This window comes from Rhodophyticola porphyridii (assembly GCF_003688285.1).
Taxonomy (GTDB): Bacteria; Pseudomonadota; Alphaproteobacteria; order Rhodobacterales; family Rhodobacteraceae; genus Rhodophyticola; species Rhodophyticola porphyridii.
In genome coordinates this window covers 40,938-59,573 of record NZ_RCNT01000008.1, presented here as the reverse complement: position 1 = coordinate 59,573, position 18,636 = coordinate 40,938, and the positions used below count along the sequence as shown (strand labels likewise).

The following is an 18,636-nucleotide window of genomic DNA, read 5'->3' as shown; positions in this document are numbered from 1 at the left end:
TGTCAGCTCAGATGACCGCCGCGGGAGCCGGCGGCGGATTGCATGGTTTTGACGACGACGAAGGCGTCGCGCAGATGACTGCGTTCGAAATCGCTCAGATCGGATGGTGGCATGAAGTTGTCCGGCTTTTCGCCACGCTTGATCTGTGCGGCCTGATGGGCCAGCCGGGTATCGGCGATCATGTCATAGGCGTCGATCAGGTCGCGACCGCCGGTGGCGGAGATGATGCCCGTCTCCACCGCTGAAACCAGACGCGCCCGGGTATTGGCCTGGGTCAGCTGGCCCCGCAGCGCATAGATCCGCCCCAGATCGACGACCGGCACGACACCGCTGTGCTTGAGGTCGATCATGTTCTTGTGCTCGCCCGAGCGGGCGGTGGCGAAGCCGCGAAACAGGCCAAGTGGCGGCGTATGCTTGAGGGAGTTGGAAATCATGTGGGCGACGAAGATGCTGTTCTTGGCCGATTGCGCGAGGGTTTCTTCCTGTAATCCCGAAAACAGCTCCGCGTCGCCGCCAATCGCACGCAGATCATACATGACAGAGGCCAGCATCTGTGCCTCCGGGTCCGGCTTGGCAATCCAGCCCCGGAAATACTTCCGCCATGTGCTCAGCGGTTGGCGCCATTTCGGGTTGGTCGCCATCATGTCGCCCGGGCAATAGAAATACCCAGCCTCGTCGAGGCCGTCGGAGACGAATTTGGCCAGCGCCGCGAAATAGGCGTCATCCGCCTCGGTCACCGCATCGTCCAGGATCAGGCAGTTGTCCTGATCCGAAATGCCGGTCTGCTCCTGCCGGCCCTGCGATCCGCAGGCCAGCCAGAGATAGCGCACCGGCGGGGGGCCGAGCTTTTCCTCGGCCATCGCAAGCAGCCGCCGCGTGGTCGCATCGCCGATATCGGTGATCAGCCGCGTCACGACCTGATGTGCGTTGTGCGCCCCCACGAGTTGCACCAGCAGCTGCGGGATGCGGCCCACGATCTGGGCCAGCGCGGATGTGCTTTGCGCATAGGTGATCTCTTCGATCAGCGCGGCCGAGGATGCAGCCTGAAACCGGGTCAGATCGGTTTGGGTCAGAATACCGACAAGCTGGCCGCCGTCTGTCACGGGCATATGGGTGATGCCGCGTTCTACCATGGCATGAAGAACGTCCGAAACCAGCGCCGTGGGCGGCAGCGTGATCGGATCGGGCGTCATGATTTGCTTGACGGGGGTATCATACGCAAGCCCTTCCGCCAGCGCCTTGTTGGTCAGGTCGCGGGTCGTCAGAATGCCGGTCGCTTCACCCTTCTCGGAAACGATCACGCAGGACACGCGCCGGTCGCGCATCATCCGGGCGGCTTCGATCAGCGACGTGCCGGGAGGGCAGGTCAAAGGCCCGGGCGTCATGATGTCCGACAGGGCCATGGTCGTCAGGTCCTGCTTACGGGCCATGGCCGGCCGGGTCCGGTCGAAAAACCGGCGGACCGCCGGATGTTCGCCGATCAGCCTGTGAAAAATCTCCGCCGGAATGGCGACAACCGTGGTGGGCTCCGCCGCGGTGGCGGTCACGGCGGCCATGCCGTTCTTCATCAGGCCGCGTTCACCGAAGGAGTTTTTAGGACCGAGGATCGAGACCAGCTCGCCCGTCTCATCGGTGATGTTCACGCGGCCGCGCAGGATCAGGAAGAGCGCGGTTTGCGGTGCGCCGATTTGGTAGATCACCTCGTTGGTGTCGAACGTGACTTCGGAGAGTTCTCCGGCCAGCAGCGCCTGATCCTCCGCGGGCAGGCTGTCATAGGGATGGGTCTGGGTCAGGATCGTGGCAAGATCGAATGTCATATTTCCAAACGCCCGCTGAACTGGAAAGGGCGCATCCCGATCAGGCGGGATGCGCCCATGATGTAGCAGGGCCCACGGTGACGCAGGCCCCGGAAAGGCGCAATCCCCTAGTGGTCAGTCGCCGCGCCCGCTCCGCGGGGGATACGGACAGATTCCACCAGTTCCTGGATGTGCTGCGGCGGCTCTGCCGTGACACGGCTCACCAGATAGGCAACCAGGAAGTTCGCCACTGCACCGATCGGCCCGAAATGGGTCGGCGGGATGCCGAACAGGTAGTTCGATGCGGTGTTTTCCAGCATGTTCGTACCGGGGATGAAGAACCAGCCCAGATAGGTGAACAGATACAGGCAGGTCAGGATCAGACCGGCCAACATCCCTGCTGTTGCCCCGGCGGAGTTCATCCGCTTGGAGAAAATCCCCATCATCAGCGTCGGGAAGAGCGATGCCGCCGCCAGACCGAAGGCAAGTGCCACGGTTTGCGCCGCGAAGCCCGGTGGATTGAGCCCGAGCCATGTCGCCAACACGATCGCACCGGCCATCGAGATCCGGGCGGCCACAAGTTCGCCTTTCTCAGAGATACCGGGGTTGATCACCGACTTGATGAGGTCGTGGCTGATGGCCGAGGAGATGGCCAGTAGCAGACCCGCCGCTGTCGAGAGGGCCGCCGCGATGCCGCCTGCGGCGATCAGCGCGATAACCCAGCCCGGAAGCTGCGCGATCTCCGGGTTGGCGAGCACGAGGATGTCACGGTTGAAGGTGACGAGTTCGTTGCCTTCCCAGCCCCGCTCGGCCGCCAGTGCCTGCATCTCTTCGGAACTGTCGTTGTAGTACTGGATGCGGCCGTCGCCGTTCTTGTCCTCGACGCCGAGCAGGCCCGTGACCTGCCAGGTTTCGAACCAGTTCGGCAGGTCCTCGACCGCCACGGCTTCACCTTGCACACCTTCGGGCCACATGGTGGTCGTGATGTTCAGACGCGCCATTGCGCCCACGGCCGGAGCCGTCAGGTAAAGCAGCGCGATGAACACCAGCGCCCAGCCGGCGGACCAGCGTGCGTCGGCCACCTTCGGCACCGTGAAGAAGCGGATGATCACATGCGGCAGACCCGCGGTACCGATCATCAGCGACAGGGTGAAGAGGGCCATCAGCCAGGGCGAGGAGCCCGTGGTGTAGGCGCTGAAGCCGAGGTCGGTCAACAGGCCGTCCAGCGTGACCAGAAGCGGCGTGCCTTGCCCCGTATTGCCGGCAGACATGTCCGAGAACAGGCCGAGGCCCGGGATCGGATTGCCCGTCAGCTGCAGCGAGATGAAGATCGCCGGGATCGTATAGGCGACGATCAGCACGCAATACTGCGCCACCTGGGTGTAGGTGATGCCCTTCATTCCGCCGAGAACGGCGTAGACGAAGACAACCGCCGAGGCGATCAACAGACCGTTGGTCGAGCTGACCTCCAGGAATCGCGAGAAGGCCACGCCCGCGCCGGTCATCTGCCCGATCACGTAGGTGACCGAAATGATGATCAGCGAGATGACGGCCACGACCCGCGCCGTGTTCGAATAGTAGCGGTCGCCGATGAACTCCGGGACGGTGAACTTGCCGAACTTGCGGAGGTAGGGTGCAAGCAGCATCGCCATAAGCACGTAGCCGCCGGTCCAGCCCATCAGGAAGGTGGAGTTCTGGTAGCCGACGAAGGCAATGAGGCCCGCCATCGAGATGAAGGAAGCCGCCGACATCCAGTCGGCCGCGGTGGCCATGCCGTTGACGACCGGGTTCACGCCCCGTCCGGCGGCATAGAATTCCGACGTGGAGCCCGCTCGGGCCCAGATCGCGATCCCGAAGTAGAGCGCGAACGACAGCCCCACTACGATGATATTGAGTGTTGTCTGATCCATGGTCTGGTCCGTCCCTTACTCTTCTTCCACGCCATGTTCCTTGTCGATCTTGTTCATGCGCCATGCATAGAAGAAGATCAGGACGAGGAAGACGAGGATAGATCCCTGCTGGGCAAACCAGAAGCCCAGGTCCGTGCCGCCCACCGCGATGCCGGAAAGCATCGGGCGAAGCAGAATCGCGAATCCGTAGGACACGAGCGCCCAGATCACCAAGCAGATGGTGACCAGACGGATATTCGCGGCCCAGTACGCGTTGTTATTTGGCTTTTCTGCCATTGCTTACTCCCTTCGAGTGATCGCCTGCCAGACCCTCCTTGATCCGACGGGCATTGTACTCGCCGCCACCCGATATCTGGTCCGGGCCTCGGCGAATTGCGATTACGACACCTGCGTCAGCTTGCCGACGATGGCGTCAAGATCGGCAGCAATGACGGTGATGTCGCCCATGGCGGACACCTCCGTCAGCGTGCCGCGTGCGTTGTAGTACTCGATCAGTGGTGCGGTCTGCGCGTGATAGGCCTGCAGCCGGGTGCGGACCGTTTCGGCGTTATCATCGGCGCGGCGTTTCATCTCCATGCCGCCGCATTTGTCGCACATGCCCTCTTCCCGGGGCTGTTTGAAGTCGTCGTGATATCCTTCGCCGCAGGCGGCGCAGGTATAGCGACCCGCAACACGCGCGATCATCGCCTCGTCCTCGACCTTCAGGCTTATCGCCGCGTCGATCTTCTGCCCTTTCGCGGCAAGAAGCGTATCGAGTGCCCGGGCCTGTGCCTCGGTCCGGGGAAAGCCGTCCAGTATCGTTCCCTTGGCCAGATCCGGCCCGTCAAGCCGCTCCTTCAGCACCGCCAGCACGATCTCGTCGGAGACAAGCTCGCCCGCATCCATCACGGTTTTCGCGGCAAGCCCGGCAGGCGTCCCGGACGCCACGGCCCCGCGCAGCAGATCACCGGTGGACAGTTGCACCAATCCGAACGCCTCCTCCAGCATTCGGGCCTGCGTGCCCTTGCCGGCCCCCGGGGGGCCCAGCAAAATCAGGTTTACCGGTCGGGTTGTGGTCTCTGCCATCATCTCCACCCCCTCAGCCCTTCTCGCGATTTTCGATCAGCTCGTCGACCACGGACGGGTCGGCCAGTGTCGATGTATCGCCAAGACTGTCGAAATCGTTTTCCGCGATCTTGCGCAGGATGCGGCGCATGATCTTGCCCGAGCGGGTCTTGGGCAGCCCCGGCGCCCATTGAATGACATCCGGTTTCGCTATCGGGCCGATCTCGCGGCGAACCCAGTCCGACAATGTTTTCTTCAGCTCGTCCGACGGCGTTTCATCATTCATCAGGGTGACGTAGCAATAGATGCCCTGCCCCTTCACCGGGTGCGGATAACCGACGACGGCGGCTTCAGATACGGTCTCATGTGCGACAAGCGCGCTTTCGACCTCGGCGGTGCCCATACGGTGGCCGGACACGTTGATCACGTCGTCGACACGGCCCGTGATCCAGTAATCGCCATCCGCATCCCGGCGACAGCCATCGCCCGAGAAGTAATAGCCCTTGTAATCGCTGAAGTAGGTCTGCACGAAACGGTCGTGGTCACCATAGACTGTGCGCATCTGACCCGGCCAGCTATCGGCGATCACCAGTACGCCTTCGACCCCGTTTCCTTCGACGACCTCACCCGAGGTCGGGTCCAGCACCAAGGGCTGCACCCCGAAAAACGGCTTCTGCGCGGCCCCCGGTTTCAAGGTGTGAGCGCCGGGCAGGGGGGTCATCATGTGACCGCCCGTTTCAGTCTGCCACCATGTGTCGACGATGGGGCAGGTGCCCTTGCCGACATTCTCGTTGTACCAGTTCCAGGCCTCGGGGTTGATCGGCTCGCCCACGGTGCCAAGCAGTTTCAGGCTGCTCAGGTCGTATTTTTCGACAAAGCCGGTGCCCTTGCCCATCAATGCGCGAATCGCGGTGGGGGCGGTGTAGAACTGATTGACCTTGTGCTTTTCGCAGACCTGCCAGAACCGGCCCGCGTCGGGGTAGGTCGGCACGCCCTCGAACATCAGGGTCGTGGCGCCGTTGGCCAGCGGGCCATAGACGATATAGCTGTGCCCGGTCACCCAGCCCACGTCCGCCGTGCACCAGAATACATCGCCATCCTTGTAGTCGAACGTGTACTCGTGGGTCATGGAGGCATAGACGAGATAGCCGCCGGTGGTGTGCACCACACCCTTCGGCTGTCCGGTGGAGCCGGAAGTGTAGAGGATGAAAAGCGGATCCTCGGCGTTCATCTCTTCCGGCGGGCAGTCGCTGCTGACCCGCTCGGCAAGATCGTCATACCAGATGTCGCGCCCGCCGACCCAGGCAACCTGATCGCCGGTGCGTTTGACCACGAGACACCTGGTGCCCAGCACATTGTGCAGCAGCGCCTTGTTGACGTTGTCCTTCAGCTCGGTCACGCGTCCGCCGCGCGGCGCGCCGTCCGCGGTAATCACCAGCTTGGCGCCGGATCCGTTGACCCGGGCGGCAAGCGCATCCGGCGAGAACCCCGCGAACACGATCGAATGGATCGCCCCGATCCGGGCGCAGGCCAGCATCGCATAGGCCGCCTCGGGGATCATCGGCAGATAGAGCACCACGCGGTCACCCTTCCGCACGCCGCATTCCTTCAGCACATTGGCGAATGTGCCGACCTCCTTGGCGAGTTGCTCGTAGGTGATGTGTTTGGCTTCGTCATTCGGATCGTCGGGCTCGAAGATGATCGCGGTTTGGTCGCCCCTGCTTTCCAGATGCCGGTCGATGCAGTTGGCCGAAACGTTCAGAGTGCCATCCTCGAACCATTTCACATGCACATTGTCATGGGCGAAGGAGGTATCCTTGACCTTGGTATAGGGCTTGATCCAGTCGATCCGCTTGCCATGCTCACCCCAGAACCCTTCGGGGTCATTGACGGAGGCGGCGTACATCTCCTCATAGCGGGCCGCATCGATATGGGCGTCGGGCAGCAAATCGGGCGTATCTTTGGGCAAGGTCTCTCTCCCTTAACGAGTCTCGGCTCGGTTCCCATCGGCACAACGCGCTGAGCCTTCGGGGTCCGGGCGGGCCCCACGCGTTGCGCAATCCCGGCCGGATCAGCGCGGCGAGGCGCTCCCGTTGGCCGGAGCCCGGGCATGCCGGGCCGAATGAAATGGTTAGCCTCCCCAACCGTATCGCGGTGTCCGTTCTGGCAAAGTTGTCGGGGCTGTTCGTCCCCGGCTCAGTCATCTCAGATCGGGTATCTCCGCCCGGCTCCGAACCACCTAAGGAATTGATCATTACGCTGCGGAACCGGTGCTCGGACATTACAGGAATCCGGCAAATTCAGAACATGTTCCTGACTGGAAAAGATTTTTCTGTAACAGATTTTCATACTTCGGCTCAGTTGGTGTAAATTTATTGACAGATGCCGGAATTGTGATGTTGGATCAAGGGCTTCCCGTTTCAGGGTTTACGACGGCATCCAGCCGTCGGGGCGGTCGCTCCGCAATGCCGGCAGGCGGTGCGGCGAAGTGTCATGAAGCTCTGGCCGCCTCTGCGGTCTGCGGCAAGAGCCCGATGGTCCCCGGGGCAGGCTTACTGGCCGGGAAGCCCGCCAAGTCTGTTTGAGTCCGAGATCGGATCGCGTCCCATCTGGTTGAGAAGGTCGATATAGTCCAGAAGGACCCAGTTTTCGGCGATCTTCCGGTCGGTGCAGCGATAGAAATCCATCACTCGCAAAGTCATTGCGCGGCCGGTCGGCGCCACGCCCAGATAGGGCCCCAGATGGGTCATCGTCATAGACGGCCAGCCCGAGACCGCCGCATAGCTCCCGTCACCGATCCTGCAGTAGTGATTGCCGCCCTTACGGTCGGGAAAAGCCCCCAGAAAGGACGCGCGGTGATGGTCCACGAACCCGTCCCACCCGGTCGTGGAGCCGATGCCGCCCGGCCCGTACCACATCAGGTCGTCGTCCCATAACCCGTCGCTGCCGGTCTGCGACTGCGACCCGAACGTGGTCGGGTCATAGTCATGCAGGGCCCCAAGCATCGCCTCAACAATGGCCAGACTGCGGGCGCCGGTCTCCCGGTCCGGCGGGATCACACCATCGTGGGTTACGGGACCCGGAAATGTCATCTCCGTCCCGTAGGAAAACGGTAGCGGGAAACGCCCGGTCTGCCGCATCAGGTCCAGCAGGTCGAGGATGATCCGCGCCTCGACGATCCGCCCTTCCTCGATCCGGTAGAACTCACCGGCGCGCAGGAATACCATCCGGTCGCTTGGCAGAATGCCGAAAAGCGGCGCGGAAAAACGGCCCACGTAATGGGTCAGGCTGGCCATCCAGTCTCCCCCATTTGCACGCGTGTTGCGCCCGCCGATAAACAGCTCATCTCGTCTGTTCAAACGGGTCAGTGCCGTGCGCAGCGGCCGGATAAAACCCGACAGAATGGCGCGGCGGCCCTGCAACCGCTCGACCGGCGCGCTTATGTCGAAAACCGCGTCCTCTGCCAGAAAGGCGGCGGCGTAGCCTTCGAGATCCGCCTCGCGGCATCGCAACAGGCCGCCAAGAAAACCTTGGATATCTGCTCTGGGATCGGTCACTTTGGGCGCCTCCGGCAATTCCTTGAGAAAACCCTTGCCAAATTGCCGCAGGGGAAACTAGCGTTTTCTTGCAAACCTATGCAAACGGAAAGATGCCGGCCTGCAAGGGCGAAACGCCGATGCCGAAGCAGATGGGAGGATATCTGTGCCATGCGCGGGGACTTGAGAATACCAACCGGGAGAGACCTGAAGATGATGATCAAGAAACTTGCGCTGGCCGGGGCACTCAGCCTGATAGCCGGCACCGCAACGGCCGATTGCGCCTTTGAAAACGAAACCGAAGTCCGGATTCTCAGCGCGGCCTTCGAAGCCTGGAATGCTGTCACCGAAGCGATGGCGGAATGTGGCAATGTCAGCGCCGAGCTCGATCAGGAATTCCGAACCAAACAACCGTCCGCCTTTGCCGCGAACCCGTCGCTCTACCATGTCGGCGGTGTGTCGAACGGTACGATCACGCCTTTGATGAACGAAGGCACGATCCGCCCGCTTGACGATCTGGTCGCGGAATACGGCCAGCATCTGAGTTCCAATCAGCTGATCCGCATCAACGGCGAAATCCTTGCCGTCGCGATGATGGTGAATACCCAGCATCTGATGTATCGCGCCGACATTCTCGAAGATCTCGGAATCCCCGTTCCCACCACTTGGGAAGAGGTTCTGGCCGCCGCCGAGGTGATCCGGGAGGCCGGCGTCGTCGACTACCCGCTTGGCGCGACGATGCGGGCCGGTTGGAACATCGCGCAGGACTTCAACAACATGTTCCTCGGGTTCGGGGGCACATTCGTGAACGAGGACAGTACCCCCAATGTCAACACCGAGGCCGGGGTGCGGGCGCTGGAGATGATGATGCGGATGACCGAGTACATGGATCCGGAATATCTCGTCTCCGACAGCACCTATGTGCAGCAGCAGTTCCAGCAGGGCCGGATCGCCATGGCAAATCTCTGGGCCAGCCGCGCCGCCGCCATGAATATCGAAGAGGAAAGCCAGGTCGTCGGTCTGGTCGCCACCGCAGCCGCGCCAACGGCGATGCCCGGTGGCTCACCCGCCACCACGTTGTGGTGGGACGGGATCGTGATCGCCGCCAATATCAGCAACGAAGAGGCCGAAAACGCCTTTCGCGTCGCTATGGAGGGGCTCGACGAGGAGATGGTGAGGGCCAACAACGACGACGCCATCTGGCTGGTTCCGGGCTATCAGCCGTCGCCGCTTGCGGAGGGGGCGATTGCGACAGCCACCGCAGAACCCGCGCCGCTCTCCTATCCGTCGACCTCCCAGATGGGCCTGATGCATACGGCGCTCGGCAACGAACTGCCCGCCTATTTCACCGGCGACGTCACAGCCGAGGACGCGCTCGCCGCGGCGGAGGCGGCCTATATCACCGCCGCTCAAGAAGCCGGGCTGCTGGACTAGGACACGCCGAAGGCGGGGCCGGCAATACCGCCCGGCCCGCCGCCAATGTCTCTCAAAAGGGGGGGCGGATCTTTGCACTTCAGGACATTTGCAGGCTTCGTCGGGCCGTCGGTCTTCCTGATGCTGCTGTTTATCGCCGCCCCGCTGGTCGGCGTGTTTCTGGGCAGCTTTCAGATCACGCAGCCTGTGGTGGAACAGGTGGAGGTCGAAACCTGCACCCCCGGCTTTCTGACGCAGACCTGCACGACCGAACTTGTGACCCGCCCGATCCTCGATGAAAACGGCAATATCACCACCACCACGGAATGGGTCGGTCTGACGTCCTATATCCGTGTGCTGGAGCCCGGACGCGCCTGGGACGCAGTCAGGGATCTCGACTACAACGCCCTGATGCAGATCGATTTCTGGGCGGCTTTGCGTTTCACGCTGATGTTCACGCTGGTCACGTTGCCGCTTGTCATCGGCTTTGGCCTGGCCATCGCGCTTGCGGTGAACAACGTCGCCCGGTCGATCAAGGGGCCCGTTATCTTCGTCTCGCTTCTGCCCTTCATCATCACGCCGGTGGTCGGCGCACTTTCGATCCGCTGGCTGTTCATAGGCGATGGTATCCTGACATCGGCGCTTGAGATGTGGCTGGACCGCGATCTCGCCCTGTTCGCCCAGGCCTGGACGATCGAGCTGATGATGCTCTTCTACAGGGTCTGGCACGTGGCGCCCTTCGCCTTCGTTATCTTCTATGCGGGCCTGCAGACGGTGAACCGGGACACGCTGGAAAGCGCCATTATCGACGGGGCCTCAAGATGGGATCGTCTGCGTTATGTGATTATCCCCCATCTCATGCCGCTGATCGTATTCGTCGCACTCATCCACCTGATGGACAGCTACCGCGTGTTCGAAGAGATCGTCGGCTTTTCCAGTCAGGCACATGTCATAAGCCTGCAATGGCTGACCTATGATTTCCTGCAACCCGACGATGCGGGCAACCGGGCCTATAGTCGGGCCTCGGCCTCGGCCATGTTGACGATGGTCGGGATCGTCATTCTGCTGATCCCGCTGCTACGGCGGACATGGCGCGATCACAAGGGGGCGCCGCATTGATGTCCGACAGGCCCCGCGCGATGCGCCAACCCGTTTCGCTCCGTCTGGGCTCGGCCGCCTTTCTTGCATTCTGGTGCCTGATCGCCTCCTTCCCGATCTTCTGGATCGCGGTAATGAGCTTCAAGGCGCCGGTCGATGCCTTCGCCGCCAACCCGCTTGACGTGATCCTTGGCCCGGCCACCCGCGCGGCGGGGCAGGGCCTGTCGATCCTCGATATCGCGGCCGGTCTGGCGGTGCTGTATCTGACGGTGCGGTTCGCCATGCGCTGGCTGCCCGGTCGGGTCGCGGCGTGGTCACCGGGCGGCCAGGTCTGGGCCGGATGGATCATCGGCGGGCTGGCCTATGGCGTGGCCTTCGTCGTGGTCTTCCTCGGAGTGCTGCCGGTGGTGCTCGGCGCGCTGAACCCGGTTCTCGGGCCACTTGGAAAGCCGGTTCTCGGCCTGACAACGGTCCACTATCACTCTGTCTGGGTCGAAAACGAGTTCTATCGGAATTTCCTGAATTCACTCTTGGTCACGACGGGGGTCGTCATCGTGTCGCTGACCGTGGGCACCCTTGCGGGCTACGGTCTCGCGCGATCCGGATCCAACCTTGCCTTCTGGCTTCTGATCGTCGCGCTGGTGTTCCGCGCGCTGCCGCATTCGGTTCTGGTGGCCGGTTATCTGCCGGTCTTCATCAACTCCGCGGAATGGCTGCGCCCGATCCTTGGCGACAATGCGCCCACCCTCTACGGTCAGCCGATGGCGGTCATCGCGGTTCTTGTTTCGATCAATCAGCCCTTCACCATCTGGATGCTGCGCAGCTTCTTCCAGAACATCCCCGCCGAGTTGGACGAGGCGGCGCGCGTCGATGGCTGCACCCATTTTCAGGCGTTCCGCTGGGTGATCATGCCGGTGATGTGGCCGGGTGTGATCACCACGGGCCTGTTTAGTTTTCTTCTGGCCTACAATGATTTTCTCGTCACCTCGCTGTTGCTCGATGCGACCAACCAGACGATGGTTCCCGCCATCGCGGGGTATTTCAACCGTGAAACGACGACCACCGATCAGGTGGAGGCCGTGGCCGCCGCTGTGTCGATCACGGCCCCACTCTTTCTTCTGGTGATGATCTTTCAGCGTCAGATCGTATCGGGCCTGACGGCCGGCGCGGTCAAGGGATAGCGTGTGACCTTGCAGGCCGATTGTGAGCCTATGCTCTGGTTTGCCGGGGTGGTGGGCCGTCCTCCATAACGCCCGCCCGGCCGTGCTCAGTCCAGAAGCACGAACTCGCTTGCCAGCCAGGGCATCGCGTCCAGTCCGGGGGTGGTGAAATGGGTGGCAATCAGTTCCCGCGCGATGCTTGCGATCTGGCCGGGAATGTCGCCGCTCCAGTCGCCGCTTGCATAAAGCACGATCTGCCGTGCGATCCCGTCCTGCGGCAGAGGAAACGCGTCGATCCCGTCCGCGAACCGGCCCGCCCGCAGCAGGCTCAGCGGAGTCGTGATTGTCCAGCCCTTGCCGCCGGCCACCAGTGCACTGATCGATTGATTGCTGTCCATTTCGAAGCGCTGCGGCGGGGTCCAGCCATGGGTGGCCAGATATTCCTCGATCTGCTTGCCCATGATCTGGTTCATGTCGCGCCGCAGAAACGGGAGGTCCGACAAGGCCGTCAGCCCGCCGGAAACATCTGTTCCGCGGGGGGCCGCCAGAATGTAGGGATCTCTCAGCAGTGGATGGGTGACGGTGTTCGGCGGCACGCTCGGCCCCGCGGCGCAGATCGCGATATCCAGCTCCCGCGCGGCGATCAGCGCCTGCATCGCGTGGCTGGCCCCGGTTTGCAGCCGGAACGCGCAATTCTGCATCGTCTCCGCAAGATGCGACGCCAGGTTCGGTGTCACCTCATTCTCGAAATCCTCGATCACGCCCATTCTCAGCGAGGAAAGATCGGACAGATCCAGCGCCACCACGTCCCGCTGCCCCATTCGCAGGGCGGACAGGGCGGCCTCCGCCCGCCGGAGAAACAAGCGCCCCGCCGGGGTCAGCGTCATCGGCCGGCGGGAATGGTCGATCAGCTCCACACCAAGAGCCGCATCGAGGTTCTTGAGTTGCTGCGATACCGCAGGCGCACTCATCGCCAGCCGTTCTGCGGCGCCCGCAACGGATCCGGTGCGGGCCAGGGCTTCGAACACCTCAAGCCCGCGGATGGAGACACCTTTGAGGGCGCTGCCGGGCATCTCTAGAAAGCCCCGGTCATGAATTGATGATCCGTTCCAGCAGATCCTGCGGCACGGCCACCCCGTCGGCCTCGATACGTACCCGTGCGTCGGCGCGCCTGGTCCCGGGCAGGCGCGCGCCCTCCTGCGCGGCAATCGCCGCGGCCAGATCGGTCAGCCGCGTGCCGAACTCCCCGCCAGACAGGGCATCGGTCTCCACCGCGATGAAGCACTGCCCGGTCCGGGGCGGTCCGCCAAGGGGCCCCGAGAACGGGGCGGCATCCTTGCCAAGGGTCGCCCCCGCGAGACACGCGGCGAAGATTTCCACCATCAGCCCCGCGCCGAAGCCCTTGTACCCTCCGGCGGGCGCCATCGACCCCTTCAGCGCGGCGCCCGCATCGGTGGTGGGCGCGCCGCTTTCGTCGAAGGCCCATCCCGCGTCGATGCTGCGTCCTTCGCGGGCCCGCAGCATGATCTCGGATTTGGCAATAGCGCTGGCGGACTGGTCAATGACCAGTTTTGCGCCGCCCGCGCCATCGGGAACGCCAAGCGCGAAAGGGTTGGTGCCGATCACCGGGGTCCTGCCCCCCCAGGGCGCGATGGAGGCCGGCGCATTCGTGAAACACAATCCCAGAAGGCCAGCCTCGGCAATCCTTTCCGCATGATGGCCGAGTACGCCGCAATTGTAGCTGTTGAAGACCGTCATCGCCGCGATACCCTGGCTGCGCGCCGCGCCGATCAGCCGGTCGAAGCCTGCGTCTATCGCCGGGTGGGCAAATCCCGCGCCGGCATCCACACGCACGGCCCCCGGTCTGGGCGCTGTAACCTGCGGCATGGCCTGCCCGTCCACCTTGCCGCAGCGCAGATGTTCGGCGTAGATCGGGATATACATCAGTCCGTGGCTGCGAATGCCGTCGCACTCCGCCGCGCGTGTCGAGCGCGCCACGGATGCGGCGGCCATCTCGCTGGCACCGGCGCGCCTGAGCACATCGCAGGCCAGCGCCTCCAGGTCGTCAAGGCCGAGGATTTCATTCATGGGCCATTCTTTCATCTTGGGGTCAATCGCCATCGCCGAGGCCGGCCCCGGCACCAAAGGCCCGCGATGCGGCGGTGGCCGGCACCAGCGTCCGGCTGGAAAGTTGCAGCGCATCCTCCCACGCTTCGGGAGACGGCGCGTGTCGGCCGCAGGGCAGAGGTGCGCCGGGAAGACCGGGTCTTGCCGTCAACACCAGATCGCGGCGGGTCGGGTCGGTATGGGGCGCATTCAGCAGGTGGCCGGCCTCGATCTGCACCGTGATCGCACCTTCAAGCCTGATCCGGTATCCTGTCTGGGCCGAGGCCCATCCGGCCAGGCCCAGGAAAAGCGTCCGGTGATCGGTGAAGGTGACATGGACGGGGCCTTCGCCTGCGAAGAGCAGATCCAGCGCGGCGGGCCCTGCCAGGGCCACCGGCGCCGGGCCGATATGCCATAGCGCATCGCCGTTCTGGCGCGCGTCGACGGGGCCCGACGGCTCCTTGATGGCCGCCAGCGCGGCGCCAACCCCGTCGGCACCCAGCGCTGCAAGCCATGCGGCGGCGTGACCGATCTCGGTTGCGATTCCATCGGGCCAACCCGCTCCGCGCGCGGCATCCCGCATCCGTCTGGCGGTTTCATTCAGCGATGGTGTGATCATGCCGCACCAGCGTCGGGCGGCGCCCAGAACGCCCACTCATCGGGGTCCGCCTGTGCAATTTCCCCGGCCAGCGGCGCGCCCTGGCAGAGGGTGATCCGGGTCCAGCGGTCCGATTTCGGATCGAACCGGGTCGCCCCGAAAAAGGCCAGTTTGAAGCGGAGCAGATCGATCGGCAGGCACGCCCGCCCGATCAGGTTGTCGCGGATTTCACCATAGGGGTGCGCGGCGATGGTCTGCACCCGTTCGACGATATGGCGCTGATCCGGGTGGCGCATGAGAAAGGCCGCGACACTGTCGGCGGGTTGCGCCCGGTGAACGGCGTGGGACAACTCCTGAACCTGTCGGGCGATGTCCAGGCGGGTTTCCAGTTCCGCGCCCGGTTCCCGGGAGCGCACTCCAAGGCGAGGTTCGGATTTGTCCTCGGACACATACCAGAACTGATAGGTTTCGTCGGGCTGTCCGAAATCGATCTTCAGCGCCCATGCATATTCATGCCGGATGATCCCGGCCAGATCGGAGAGCCGCATCGACGGGTCCAGCCGCATCGGCAGGCCGCACTGCATCTCATCGGCCAGATCGTCGACCAGCGCGCCGTAAGGTTCCATGACAAGGGCGTTCAGGCATTCCTGCGCTTCAAGCCCGCAGGCCGACGCGGCGATCAGCAACCCCTCCCACGGGTAGGGTGCGTGCAGGCTGCCGCTATCGGTCAGTGCCCGGATACCGGCCAGATCGGTGCGCAGCTCCCTGATGTGATCCATCTGCACCGGGTCGGGTACCGACCAGCTTGCGGCATGGGCAATCGCGCGGTTCAGGACGTCGGCAAATACGGCGCGGTCCTGGGCGCTGGCGCGCGGCAGGGCGCGGACCCGCGCCAGAGCGGTTTCGCGGGCATGGACCCAGGAATGGATCAGTTCGGGGTGGGTCACCAGAAACGGCGCCATGCCAAGGCCGGTCGCGTTGCCGATCCCCAGTCGGCGGCGGGTATCCGCAGAAAGCGAAACGGCGGTTCCGGGGGCGCGGGCATGGGCGATATGATCGGCCAGATCATGGGTGAAATGCCGGATCAGCCAGATGGTCAGCATCTCGACCTGAAACGCCCCTTGCAGACCGGGGCGCCCGGCAATCACCGCGCGGTCCGCCAGCCCGAACTTTCCGTTGCCGTAAACGGCCGTGGTGCGCATCAGATAGCCGGTCTGGTCCAGTATCTTGGGCTCCGGCTGGTTCCCCCGAGCCAGGGCCGAGACCACATGTTCGAAGAGACGCACGCTCCTGTTGGCCCGGCTGAGCACGAGTTCGCGCTGCGACATGCGGCCCGCCTCCTGCAGGGGCACGTTTTCGGCCAGCCTGTCTAGATCGTCGGGCGTGGGCAGCCCGTCAAACAGGGCATAGGTCGTGTCCCACCGCTCGGCGATCACCCGGTCGGTCCGGTCCTCAGGCGGCAGATGATGGGAAAACGCCACAAGGGCATAGCTGTGGCCGCCCAGTGTGAGCGTATAGACCGCGCGCCCATAGCCATCGGGTGTCATCTCCCACAACCGCCGGGTGACCCTGACCTGCTCTTCATTCAGCCGGCGCATCAGGACCCTGAGAAAGCTCAGCCGGGTGGGAAAGCTGGCGCCCATCCGGGCAAGCCGCATGACCAGAGCGGGCGGACGCAAGCCTTCCGTCTGGGCAGAATTTTGGATCAGATCATCCATCGGTACCGTCAAATACCCGGTCAAAATAAGCCAGCCAATTGCCGCCCATGATGCCAGCGATTTCGGATTTGTCGAATCCGACAGCCGCAAGTCCCTCGGCCAGTCGCGGAAAGTCGCGGTTGTCGCGGAAAAACGCAGGCTGCGGCGGAAAGCCGGGCGCCTCCGCGGAGCCTTCGCCGAAGTCGATCCGTTTGCTCCATCGGCCTGTGCGCATCCACTCCACCACGCTGTCCGGCTGATCCTGGCAAAGATCGGAGCCGATCCCCAGATGGGCCGCGCCGTATCGGTCGGCGGTGTCGGCGATCATCCTGCAGAAGCTCTCCAGACTGCAGCCGCTGCCGTCTTTCAGATGGTGGGGGTAAAGGGAAAATCCCAGCATTCCGCCACTGCTCGTCAGCGCTCGCAGGACCGTGTCGGACTTGTTGCGCAGCGCGGGATGCCATGCATGGGGGTTGGCGTGGGTGATCGCGATGGGGCGGGTCGACCGCTCGATCGCCTCAAGGGTGGAGCGTTCTGCCGAATGGGACATGTCGACAGCCATGCCTACCCGGTTCATCTCGGCCACCACCTCCCGGCCCATGCGGGTCAGGCCCGGATCCTGGGCCTCATAGGCGCCGGTCGCAAGGAGACTTTGGTTGTTGTAGGAAAGCTGCATGATCCGCAGACCAAGGCGGTGCAGGATCTCGACCAGCCCGATATCGTCTTCGATGGGGGAAGGGTTTTGCGCACCGTAAAGGATCGCCGTCCGGCCCTCTGCCTTGGCGGCGCGGATATCGGCGGTGGTATAGGCCAGCCGGATCAGGTCGGGGAATGCTTCGAACCGGCGGTTCCACTCCTCTATCCTGAGAACGGTCTCGCGAAATGTCTCGTGATAGGCGATGGTCACATGCACGCAGTCCAACCCGCCGTCGCGCATCTGGCGAAACACCTTTTCGGACCAGTTGGCATATTGCAGCGCGTCGATGCAGATCATGTGTGCCGCCTGGCTTGTGTCAAGTTGACGGACTTGAGCAAATAGTCACGGGGTCGCGCAAGCCCAAATGCCCCTGTGTACGCTGTTGCGGTCGCAAAACAGGTTGCGAAAAAAGATCGATTTTGAGCTTTTTGTAACCTATCGCCCGCGATGATCTCCCGTGGTCCGATGACGGATCGGGGCTGAGGGCCCGCGCGCGTCAGAGGGGGAGCTCACCCTTCAATGACGAGATCGGGGAACCGCCCGGCCGTTTCACGGATCAACTGGGCCAGCCGGCCATAAGCCGCGGAGGCGCCGGTTGTCGAGCGCCAGACCAGCCCTATGGAGCGCGAGAAGCGGCGGCCCCGGAACGGGCGGACGATCACATCCTGCGCCCGGCCTTCAATTTCGGATTTCACGTAAAGCGCCGGCAGGAATGTCGCGCCCATACCCATCGCCACCATCTGGCGGAGCGCATCCAGCGATGTGCCTTCATAATCCCGTGACAGCGTCGCGCCGGTTTCGACGCAAAGCGCCGAGATCTGGTCGTGCAGCGTGTAGGATGGCGACAGGGACAGGATCGTCTGATCGGTCAGATCGGGCCCGTCCAGCATGGCCTTTTCGGTCAGCGGATGATCCGCAGGCAGCGCGACAGACAAGGGCTCGCGGAAAAGACGTGAGGTTGTCAGCGCCGCGCCCGAGACGGGCAATTGCGTCAGGATCAGGTCATGGACGCCATCATTCAGCTCGCGCAGCAACTCCCTTGGGGCGGCTTCGCGGATATACAGGCGCAGATCCGGGTGGGACTTGTGCAGATCGCCCACCACATGGGGCATCAGATAGGGACCCAACGTGGCCGAGGTGCCAAGCCTGATGGTGCCGCCCAGCCCCGATTTCAGGGTAACCGACAGATCGAGGATGCCCTGGGTTGCATCCAGAATGTCGCGCGAGCGCGCGGAAACCTCGCGCCCGGCCAGTGTCAGCCGGACAGGGCCGCGCCCGCGCTCCACCAGGGTCAGGCCAAGGGCCTCTTCCAGGGTTTTGATCTGGACGGAAAGGGAGGGTTGGGAGATGCCGCAGGATTCCGCGGCCTCGCGAAAATGCGCGGTTTCTTCCAGCGCCACGAGGTAGCGCATTTGCCGAAGCGTGAGCGGAGGAACAGAGACGGGCATGCGGTATTCGTTAGCTTTTTTCTATTGAATATTCATATACGATTGACTTTTCCATTTGCAAGGGTTGTGTCAAAAAGAGAGTGTCTAAGAAGTTGGACATGACAGGCATGTGGGCACGCGCATGTCTGTTGTC

Annotated in this window: 15 protein-coding genes; 3 read left to right on the top strand and 12 right to left on the bottom strand. The window is 63.3% G+C overall.

What is annotated here, in order from left to right; all coding sequences use genetic code 11:
- Positions 1–2: 2 nt before the first annotated feature.
- From D9R08_RS15165 to D9R08_RS15140, 6 genes are all read right to left on the bottom strand, one after another.
- Positions 3–1,817: a DUF294 nucleotidyltransferase-like domain-containing protein gene (locus tag D9R08_RS15165; protein ID WP_121898916.1), complete on the bottom strand. Its 1,815-nt coding sequence runs from the start codon at positions 1,815–1,817 to the stop codon at positions 3–5.
- A 107-nt stretch (positions 1,818–1,924) separates the two neighbouring features.
- The gene (locus D9R08_RS15160; protein WP_121898915.1) at positions 1,925–3,706 is read right to left on the bottom strand and encodes a sodium:solute symporter family protein; all 1,782 of its coding nucleotides are present in this window, start codon (positions 3,704–3,706) and stop codon (positions 1,925–1,927) included.
- Between the two features lie 15 nt (positions 3,707–3,721).
- A complete protein-coding gene (locus D9R08_RS15155) occupies positions 3,722–3,982 on the bottom strand; it encodes a DUF4212 domain-containing protein (protein WP_121898914.1) in 261 nt (86 codons plus the stop codon).
- 102 nt (positions 3,983–4,084) lie between these two features.
- A complete protein-coding gene (locus tag D9R08_RS15150; RefSeq protein WP_199709393.1) occupies positions 4,085–4,774 on the bottom strand; it encodes an adenylate kinase in 690 nt (229 codons plus the stop codon).
- Positions 4,775–4,784: 10 nt separating this feature from the next.
- Positions 4,785–6,719: an acetate--CoA ligase gene (gene acs / locus D9R08_RS15145; protein WP_121898913.1), complete on the bottom strand. Its 1,935-nt coding sequence runs from the start codon at positions 6,717–6,719 to the stop codon at positions 4,785–4,787.
- Between the two features lie 583 nt (positions 6,720–7,302).
- Complete coding sequence (locus tag D9R08_RS15140; protein WP_121899059.1) at positions 7,303–8,307, bottom strand: ester cyclase; 1,005 nt, start codon at positions 8,305–8,307, stop codon at positions 7,303–7,305.
- A gap of 195 nt (positions 8,308–8,502) precedes the next feature.
- On the opposite strand from D9R08_RS15140, the gene D9R08_RS15135 reads away from it, so the two are divergent.
- The 3 genes from D9R08_RS15135 to D9R08_RS15125 all read left to right on the top strand — a co-directional run bounded on the left by D9R08_RS15135 (position 8,503) and on the right by D9R08_RS15125 (position 11,978).
- Positions 8,503–9,720: an ABC transporter substrate-binding protein gene (locus D9R08_RS15135; protein WP_233557508.1), complete on the top strand. Its 1,218-nt coding sequence runs from the start codon at positions 8,503–8,505 to the stop codon at positions 9,718–9,720.
- A gap of 72 nt (positions 9,721–9,792) precedes the next feature.
- The gene (locus tag D9R08_RS15130) at positions 9,793–10,818 is read left to right on the top strand and encodes a carbohydrate ABC transporter permease (protein WP_121898911.1); all 1,026 of its coding nucleotides are present in this window, start codon (positions 9,793–9,795) and stop codon (positions 10,816–10,818) included.
- Positions 10,818–11,978: a carbohydrate ABC transporter permease gene (locus D9R08_RS15125; RefSeq protein ID WP_121898910.1), complete on the top strand. Its 1,161-nt coding sequence runs from the start codon at positions 10,818–10,820 to the stop codon at positions 11,976–11,978. Before D9R08_RS15130 ends, D9R08_RS15125 begins: the two co-directional genes overlap by 1 nt.
- Positions 11,979–12,064: 86 nt before the next feature.
- On the opposite strand, the gene D9R08_RS15120 is transcribed toward D9R08_RS15125, so the two are convergent.
- The 6 genes from D9R08_RS15120 to D9R08_RS15095 all read right to left on the bottom strand — a co-directional run bounded on the left by D9R08_RS15120 (position 12,065) and on the right by D9R08_RS15095 (position 18,467).
- The gene (locus tag D9R08_RS15120) at positions 12,065–13,030 is read right to left on the bottom strand and encodes a LysR family transcriptional regulator (RefSeq protein WP_121898909.1); all 966 of its coding nucleotides are present in this window, start codon (positions 13,028–13,030) and stop codon (positions 12,065–12,067) included.
- Between the two features lie 16 nt (positions 13,031–13,046).
- The gene (locus tag D9R08_RS15115; RefSeq protein ID WP_233557507.1) at positions 13,047–14,060 is read right to left on the bottom strand and encodes an Ldh family oxidoreductase; all 1,014 of its coding nucleotides are present in this window, start codon (positions 14,058–14,060) and stop codon (positions 13,047–13,049) included.
- A gap of 7 nt (positions 14,061–14,067) precedes the next feature.
- A complete protein-coding gene (locus D9R08_RS15110; RefSeq protein ID WP_147450702.1) occupies positions 14,068–14,682 on the bottom strand; it encodes a DUF3726 domain-containing protein in 615 nt (204 codons plus the stop codon).
- On the bottom strand, positions 14,679–16,379 hold the full coding sequence (locus D9R08_RS15105) for a hypothetical protein (protein ID WP_121898907.1): 1,701 nt from the start codon (positions 16,377–16,379) through the stop codon (positions 14,679–14,681). Before D9R08_RS15105 ends, D9R08_RS15110 begins: the two co-directional genes overlap by 4 nt.
- Positions 16,372–17,352 (bottom strand): membrane dipeptidase, encoded by a 981-nt coding sequence (locus D9R08_RS15100; RefSeq protein WP_121898906.1) that lies wholly within the window; start codon positions 17,350–17,352, stop codon positions 16,372–16,374. The genes D9R08_RS15105 and D9R08_RS15100 overlap by 8 nt, the downstream gene beginning before the upstream one ends.
- 212 nt (positions 17,353–17,564) lie before the next feature.
- A complete protein-coding gene (locus D9R08_RS15095) occupies positions 17,565–18,467 on the bottom strand; it encodes a hydrogen peroxide-inducible genes activator (protein ID WP_233557505.1) in 903 nt (300 codons plus the stop codon).
- Positions 18,468–18,636: the final 169 nt, after the last annotated feature.